Source organism: Longimicrobium sp. (assembly GCF_036280135.1).
GTDB lineage: Bacteria > Gemmatimonadota > Gemmatimonadetes > Longimicrobiales > Longimicrobiaceae > Longimicrobium.
On the sequence record NZ_DASURI010000144.1, the window covers coordinates 1 to 7718 of the forward strand.

The following is a 7718-nucleotide window of genomic DNA, read 5'->3' on the forward strand; positions in this document are numbered from 1 at the left end:
GCTGTCCGGAAGGATGACCACCTTCTCGGCGTAGTTGGGTGACCGTCCCCACGCCGCCTGCAGGTTGAATCGCTCGGTGAACCCCTCATCGGTGATTTCTACCTGTGTCAGGCTGAGTCCCAGCGTGTAGTACCAGAAAAAATCGGGCGCCCCGATTCCCGGGTCAGTCTGCAGTCCCAGGATAAGCAGGGGGCCGGCATACACGTCGTTGTCCGCCCAGCCCAGGTTGCCTTCGTGCCGGTAGCTGGAGGTGATGCGCCACGCGCTCAAGGTCGAATACGTCGTATCCCCGAATGCTTCCCTGAACACCGTGAGCGAGTCGGTCCCCCTAGGTTGGTTGGCGCTACACCGCGTACCCGCCACCGTCTCGGGATCGACGGTGCGCAGGATGGTGGTGGGTGCGCACGCGTAGTTGAACTCCTGTCCCGGAACGCGTGTGAACTCGGCCGAAGTCGTCAGGAGGGCATACGGGTTTCCGTACCAGTGGGTGAGCCTCTGCCAGAAGGCTGCCCCGAAGGACGTTGTTCTGCTAGGCTGCTTCGGCTCTCTCACGTGGACCGGGATGATCCATTGCGCCGTGGCGGGAATGTGCACCTCGCGGTCCTCGAACCCGTCCACGCTCAGGAACTCCACGCCGGCCAGGAGCTGAAACGCAGGGTCGATCTCTCCACCTTCCTCTTCCTCCACGCGGTGAGCGCAGATGGCGCCCGTCTCGCCCTCGCGGATCAGCCGGACCTCGCTTCCTCGTAACGCCGAACGGACGAGGACCAATCGAACCGTATCGGCACCTGTCGCGACGCGTTGCGTGTCACGCGCCCCGACCTGCAGCCGCATGTTGTAGGGAGCTTTCAGGGGCGCTTTCAATGAATCCTGGAATCGCACCAGGACCGAGTTCGTGAAGAGGCTGTCCGGCAGTGAGTCGTCGATCGTGAACGAACAGGACTTGAAGCGAGCATCGGTGCCCGTGCCAGCGTACGTAACCACCAGCTCACCGGTACTCTGGCTGCGGGCTCCGGCGGGAAACGCCAGCACGGCAGCAAACACGGCCCAGAGGAGTCGTGAGATGCGCATGATCGGGCTCCGGAAGAATGAAACAGTGGGAATTCTGACGGAAAGCACAGATATCCAGCGAGGTGGATTGCGTCAAGCGTTTTGAATCGTGGCCACCCACCAAGCGCCATGACGGCGATGGGATCAACGTATTGAAAAAGGCCGGCGCCCCCAGACAGGGGGGCGCCGGCCTCTTTCACGCGGTGTCGAGCGGATCAGCCTTCCTTGGACTCGTAGTCGTCCTTGGGGCGCGCGACGACGGACGGGTCCGCCAGCGTCGTGGTGTCGCCCAGGGCGCGGCCCTCGGTACCGGCTTGAGATCAGTCCAGCTTCCGGAACGTTCCGCTCTGAACGATGTGGAGCGGATATCCGTCCAGCTCTCGCGGCAGATCCGCCAGCACGCGGGGATCGCGGGTGGAAACGTGCAGCACAAGCACTTCCGCCCCGGCCTCGTCTCGTTCGATTCCCAGGCCAGCAACCCCTTGGCGGTCCAGCAGCTCAGGCGAGTACTTGCGTTTTACGGAGCGAATGTCTGCCATCCCGATCTCCTGGGGTACGTCAGGCGAGCTTTACCTTGAGCTTGCGAAGCACCACATCGAGGTGATTGGCCACGGTGTGGCTGGACGAGCCCGCGAACAGCAGCCCCACGGCAAGGTTGGTCCCGCGCTCGAGGATCAACGAGCCCGAGTCGCCGGCAGCGCTGAACGGCTTGCCACCGCGCCCCACGATGATGACCTGGTCGTCGAAGCGGAACACGCCCGTGTCGTACTCCACGTTCACGTCCGTTTCCACGCTGGTGACCCTCCCCACCGTGTACGATGTCGTGCGCCCGAACTTGTGCACGGCCATGTCCACGCTTGCGCGCGTCACGCCGCTGGCCGGGCCGATGTGCAGGACGTCGCGCGAGACGTCCTCGCCCTTGATGACCCGGGCGATAGCGGCGTCCACCACGTTGCCCGTAGTTGCGAACGGCACGGCACGGGTCAGCTCCGCGATGGCGTCTCCCGGCGCTCCCCCGTCCAGTGTGCCCGGCTGAACGATGGGCGTGCCGGCCGCGAGCCTGCCTTCGTCCGCGATGACGTGGCTGTTGCTCAGAAGATAGAGCTCCTTGCCGTCCGTCACCAGCGCGCCAAGGGTGCCGGCCATCCGGGTCATGGGCGACACGAACCCGATGGAGGCCCCGGACCGTGCGGGACGGATGCGCGTGCGGGGGTTGGGAATGGTCAGTTGCGGCGCGGGTGCGGCGGACTTCTGCCGCCGCAGCACCCCTACCTCCTCCACGTCCACGGGAAGGCCGTCTACCTGCCTGGGCAGCAGTTCGCCGGCGGAAAGCTGCCCCTCGGGATACTTGCGCACCACCAGGAACTTGAGCGCCAGCACGCCCGTGGGCTGATCTCCCGCGTACTTCTCGCCCATCCCCACGCCCACCACGTTGCTCTCGGGCGCGGGTGACTTTGCGGCGAACGCGCCGAACGCCGCCCCGGGACGGGAGCCGAGCAGCCGGGTTGACCACTCCTTCTTGGCTGCGCGCAGGTCGCTCTCGGACGTGGAGAGCGAGGCGATCATCACATTCCGCTTCCTGGGCATGAATCACCATCCGTGAAAGGGAGGAGCGCGGCCTTGGGCGGGACGCCGGGATTGCGTCCCGGGCCGCGTGTGGCAGAAGGATGGGATGGACATCCCGCCGCGTTTTCTCCCAGCCGGTGCGTCGCACGTTTGAAAGCCTGGCCCTGAGCCCGGATCCGGAACGCGGTTGTTTTCCTGAGTCATTCGGCCCTGCGCGCACCACGTGGGATGAAAGCGCATTTCAACCTCCCCCAGGAGTTTTGGGGGGAGGTGGGTGAGCTCCGCGAGCCCGGAGGGGGCGCTCGCGCGGAGCCTGCCACACGCCCATGACTAGCCTCTCTTTCTATGCAGGGGCCCTCGCGAACTCGACCGTGCACGGATGCGTGCCGCCCCGAAGGATCTTCCCGCCCCGGTAAGGACCCGGTTGAGCAGCGAAGTCCCTGCCCCGCGAAGGAGATCCTTTCGGTCGCACCCCCAGCCTTGTGAGCGGGCGAGTCCCGCGCGGGCGCTCCCTCAGGAAATCAACGCCTATGCGCAGTGTTCATGCGGATTTGATATGGCGCCGCAGCGAACGGCGCTTGGACGCTCGAAAAGGCGAAACGAAGCGCGGGCCCGGATCCGGAAGGATCAGGGCCCGCGTGGTGTGACGTGCCTCGTTGTTGATCAGCCTTCCTTGGACTCGTAGTCGTCCTTGAGGCGCGCGACGACGGACGGGTCCGCCAGCGTCGTCGTGTCGCCCAGGGCCCGGCCCTCGGCGATGTCCTTGAGCAGGCGGCGCATGATCTTGCCCGAACGCGTCTTGGGCAGGTCGCCCGCGAACAGGATGGCGTCCGGCCGCGCGATGGCCCCGATCTTCTTGACCACGTGGTCGCTGATCTCCTTCTTCAGCGCGTCCGTGGCCTCGTGCCCCTCCTTGAGCGTGACGAACGCGGCCACGGCCTGCCCCTTGAGCTCGTGCGCCTTGCCCACGACGGCCGCCTCGGCCACGGCGGGGTGGTCGACGAGCGCCGACTCCACCTCCATGGTCCCGATGCGGTGGCCGGCCACGTTCAGCACGTCGTCGATGCGGCCGATGACCCAGAAGTGGCCGCGGTCGTCGCGCTTGGCGCCATCCCCGGGAAAGTACACGCTGGCGCCCGGCTGCGCGTCGTCGCCCGCGCCTACCGTCTGCCCGTCCCACTTGCTCCAGTACGTCTCCACGAAGCGCTGGGGATCGCCCCAGATGCCGCGCAGCATGGATGGCCACGGGTCGCGGATGGCCAGGAACCCGCCGCCCGTGGGGATGCGCTCGCCGTTCAGGGACAGGATGTCGGCGCGGATGCCGGGAAACGGCGTCGTGGCGCTGCCCGGCACCGTCTCGGTGATGCCCGGGAGAGGGGTGATCATGATGGCGCCCGTCTCCGTCTGCCACCACGTGTCCACGATGGGGCAGCGCTCCCGGCCGATGTTGCGGTGGTACCACACCCACGCCTCGGGGTTGATGGGCTCGCCCACGGTCCCGAGAAGTCGGAGGGACGATAGGTCGTACTTCGCCGGCCACGCCTCGCCCCACTTCATGATGGCGCGGATGGCCGTGGGCGCCGTGTAGAAGATGGTCGCCCTGTAGTCCTGGATGATCTGCCAGAAGCGCCCGCGGTCCGGCGAGTCGGGCGCGCCCTCGTACATGAGCACCGTGGCGCCGTTGGCCAGGGGGCCGTAGACGATGTACGAGTGCCCCGTGACCCAGCCCACGTCGGCCGTGCACCAGTACACGTCGTCGTCCTTGAGGTCGAAGACGAGGTTGGTGGTCGCCAGGCACTGGGTGAGGTAGCCGCCCGTGGAGTGCATGATTCCCTTGGGCTTGCCCGTCGTGCCGGACGTGTAGAGGATGTACAGCAGGTCCTCGGCGTCCATCTCCGCCGCGGGGCACGCGGCGGACTCGGCGTCCACCACCTCGTGCCACCAGCGGTCGCGGCCGTCCTTCATCGCCGCGCCGCCCACGGCCTCGCCGTCCACGTGGCGCTTTACGACGAGCACGTGCTCGATGGTGGGGCAGCCGCCCTGCTCCTCCAGCGCCTCGTCGGCCGCGCGCTTGAGGGGGACGATGCCCCCGCGCCGGTATCCGCCGTCGGCCGTGATGAGCACGCGGGCCTCGGCGTCGCGGATGCGGTCGCGCAGGCTCTCGGCGCTGAACCCGCCAAAGACCACGCTGTGCGGCGCGCCGATCCGCGCGCAGGCCAGCATGGCGATGGCGGCCTCGGGGATCATGGGCAGGTAGATGGCCACGCGGTCGCCCTTCTTCACCCCGAGCTTCTTGAGCGCGTTCGCCGCCCTGGATACCTCCGCGTGCAGCTCCGCGTAGGTGAACGCGCGCTTGTCGCCGGGCTCGCCCTCCCACAGCAGCGCCGTCTTTTGGGCCTTGCCGCCCTCCACGTGGCGGTCCAGGCAGTTGTACGACGCGTTCAGCGTTCCGCCCACGAACCACTTTGCGTACGGCGGATTCCACTCCAGCACGCGCTCCCACGGCTTGAACCAGTGGAGCTTTTTGGCCCACCCTTCCCAGTACGCCCGCGGATCGGCGGCCGCCTGCGCATAGATGGCGGGGTCGTTCGCATTGGCGGCCGCGACGAACGCCGGCGGCGGCGGAAAGGAGCGGTCTTCCTGCAGGAGCGAGTCGAGGGTCTGCTCGGTGGAGGCCATCCGGATCTCCCGTGGCGGAGCTTGGTGCTGAATGCTGGATCGGAACGGCGGCGGACCGAAAATCCGCCGCGGCTCCGGGACGTTGCTGCAAGCGCCGTACGCCCGCGCGGCGCACGACGGGCTTGCCGGACGCGGGCGCGGCGGCAATCGTGTTGCATCGACGCAGGAACGGACGTTCGCTCGCCAAGCTACGCGCGGCGCCGGGGGCACGCAAACGCCCTCCCGCCGCGCATCCATCCCCCTGGAGAACCCCGATGGCAGAAGCCGCTGTCCACGCCCACGCCGCCCACGAGCCCGCCGACCGCGCGACGATCTGGAAGGTGATCCTCGCCTCGGCCGTGGGGACGATGATCGAGTGGTACGACTTCTACATCTTCGGATCGCTGGCCACGCTCATCGCGGGGCACTTCTTTCCCCAGGGCAACACCACGCTGGCGCTGCTGCAGACGCTGGCCACGTTCGCGGCCGGGTTCGCGGCGCGTCCGTTCGGCGCGCTGTTCTTTGGGCGCATCGGCGACCTGGTGGGCCGCAAGTACGCGTTCCTGGTGACGCTGCTGATCATGGGCGGCGCCACGTTCGTCATCGGCCTGCTGCCGGGGTACGCCACCATCGGCGTCTTCGCGCCCCTCATCCTGCTGCTGCTGCGCCTGGTCCAGGGTCTGGCGCTGGGTGGCGAGTACGGCGGCGCGGCGACGTACGTGGCCGAGCACGTGCCCGACAACCGGCGCGGCTTCTACACGGCGTTCATCCAGACGACGGCCACGCTGGGCCTGTTCCTGTCGCTCCTCGTCATCCTGGCCGTGCGCTCCGCGATGGACACGGAAACGTGGGAGGCGTGGGGCTGGCGCATCCCCTTTTTGCTGAGCGCCGTGCTGGTGCTGGTGTCGCTCGTGATCCGCGTGCGGCTCAAGGAAAGCCCGCTGTTCACGCGGATGAAGGCCAGCGGCAAGACCAGCACGCGCCCCGTGGCGGAGAGCTTCGGCAGCGCGGGGCGGTGGCAGACGATGCTGATCGTCCTCTGGGGCGCGGCGGCGGGGCAGGCCGTGGTGTGGTACACGGGCCAGTTCTACGCGCTCACGTGGCTGGAGAACGTGGGCAAGGTGGAGTTCGTGGACGTGCGGACGATCATCGCCGTGGCGCTGGCCCTGGCCACGCCGTTCTTCATCGTGTTCGGCGCGCTGTCGGACCGCATCGGGCGCAAGAAGGTGATGATGGCGGGCAACCTGCTGGCCGCGATCTTCACCATCCCCGTCTTCAAGCTGATGTGGGGGTTCACGCCGGCGGGGGGCACGTACAACGCGGTGGGGCTCACGGCATGCGTGTTCGTCCTGGTGCTGTTCGTGACGATCGTGTATGGGCCCATCGCCGCGTTCCTGGTGGAGAGCTTTCCCGCGCGGGTGCGGTACACGTCGGTGTCGCTGCCGTACCACGTGGGCAACGGCTACTTCGGGGGATTTCTTCCGGTGATCGCCACGGCCATGGTGACCATGGCCACGGCGCGCCCGGACGGCTTTCCCGTGGCGGCGCAGTACGCGGGGCTCATCTATCCCGTGACGGTGGCGATGATCACGTTCGTGCTGGGCACGCTGCTGCTGCGCGAGACGCGGCACGTGCGCATCGACGACGAGACGCACGCGGCCGTGGACGCGCGCCCCAACCCGCTGGTCCTGGGGCTGCTGATCGCGCTGACGGCCGGCGCGCTGCTGATGGCGGACCTGTACCTGCTGCCCACGTTTACGCCCGCGGGGCAGCCGCCGTACGTGCAGTACGGGTTCCGGCTGCTGCTGGCGGTGGTGCTGCTGGCCGTGGTGCTGCCCCGGCTGGGGCGGAAGCGGGAGGCGGAGGCGTAGGGCGGGGCGGGGAGCGGAGGCGGACCCTCACCCCGCTCGGGCCCTCACCCGCTCGGGCCCTCACCCCGCTCGTTCCTCGCGTCTCTCTCCCGCAAACTGCGCGGGAGAGGGTATACACTTCGAACCGGGCCCGGGGCGCGGGGGCGGGCACCGCGCGTCGGCGGGGTGCGAGCGAGCATGGATCCGCGCGGAACAGCGGAGCCCGTGCGCACACCCCCGGCGATTGAAATCGCGGCTCTGACTACGCGATGTCGGCCTTCGCCGACGGGTCGAGACCGGGCGAGTGCAGTGGGGTGCACACGGTCCAGGCAAGGAATTCGTGCGGCGCCAAGCCATCAGCCGCGATGCAGTTCTCCCCCTCCCCCGCGAAGCGGGGACAGGGGGCCGGGGGGTGGGGGCTCTCGCCCGCGGTAGACACCCACCTCCTCCGCGCGAACTCGCCCAAGCCTTTCGCACTTTCGCACTTTCGCACTCACGCACTCACGCACTCACGCACTCACGCACTCACGCACTCACGCACTCACGCACTCACGCACTCACGCACTCACGCACTCCCATGCCCGACCCCACGCC

Annotated in this window: 5 protein-coding genes; 1 reads left to right on the plus strand and 4 read right to left on the minus strand. The window is 68.1% G+C overall.

Annotated features, from left to right (window positions below):
- The 4 genes from VFZ20_RS04435 to acs all read right to left on the minus strand — a co-directional run.
- Positions 1-1071 (minus strand): hypothetical protein (locus VFZ20_RS04435; protein WP_329682625.1); only part of this gene is annotated, 1071 nt, incomplete at its 3' end.
- A 299-nt stretch (positions 1072-1370) separates the two neighbouring features.
- Entirely contained in the window at positions 1371-1589 is a 219-nt protein-coding gene (locus VFZ20_RS04440; protein ID WP_329682626.1) for a hypothetical protein, read from the minus strand.
- 19 nt (positions 1590-1608) lie between these two features.
- Positions 1609-2637, minus strand: a complete 1029-nt coding sequence (locus VFZ20_RS04445) for a hypothetical protein (RefSeq protein WP_329682627.1) — start codon at positions 2635-2637, stop codon at positions 1609-1611.
- Positions 2638-3279: 642 nt separating this feature from the next.
- Positions 3280-5295 (minus strand): acetate--CoA ligase, encoded by a 2016-nt coding sequence (gene acs, locus VFZ20_RS04450; RefSeq protein WP_329682628.1) that lies wholly within the window; start codon positions 5293-5295, stop codon positions 3280-3282.
- Between the two features lie 254 nt (positions 5296-5549).
- Here acs and VFZ20_RS04455 point away from each other — a divergent pair, with 254 nt between their 5' ends.
- Positions 5550-7145, plus strand: coding sequence for an MFS transporter (locus tag VFZ20_RS04455; protein ID WP_329682629.1), 1596 nt, complete (start codon positions 5550-5552; stop codon positions 7143-7145).
- Positions 7146-7718: the final 573 nt, after the last annotated feature.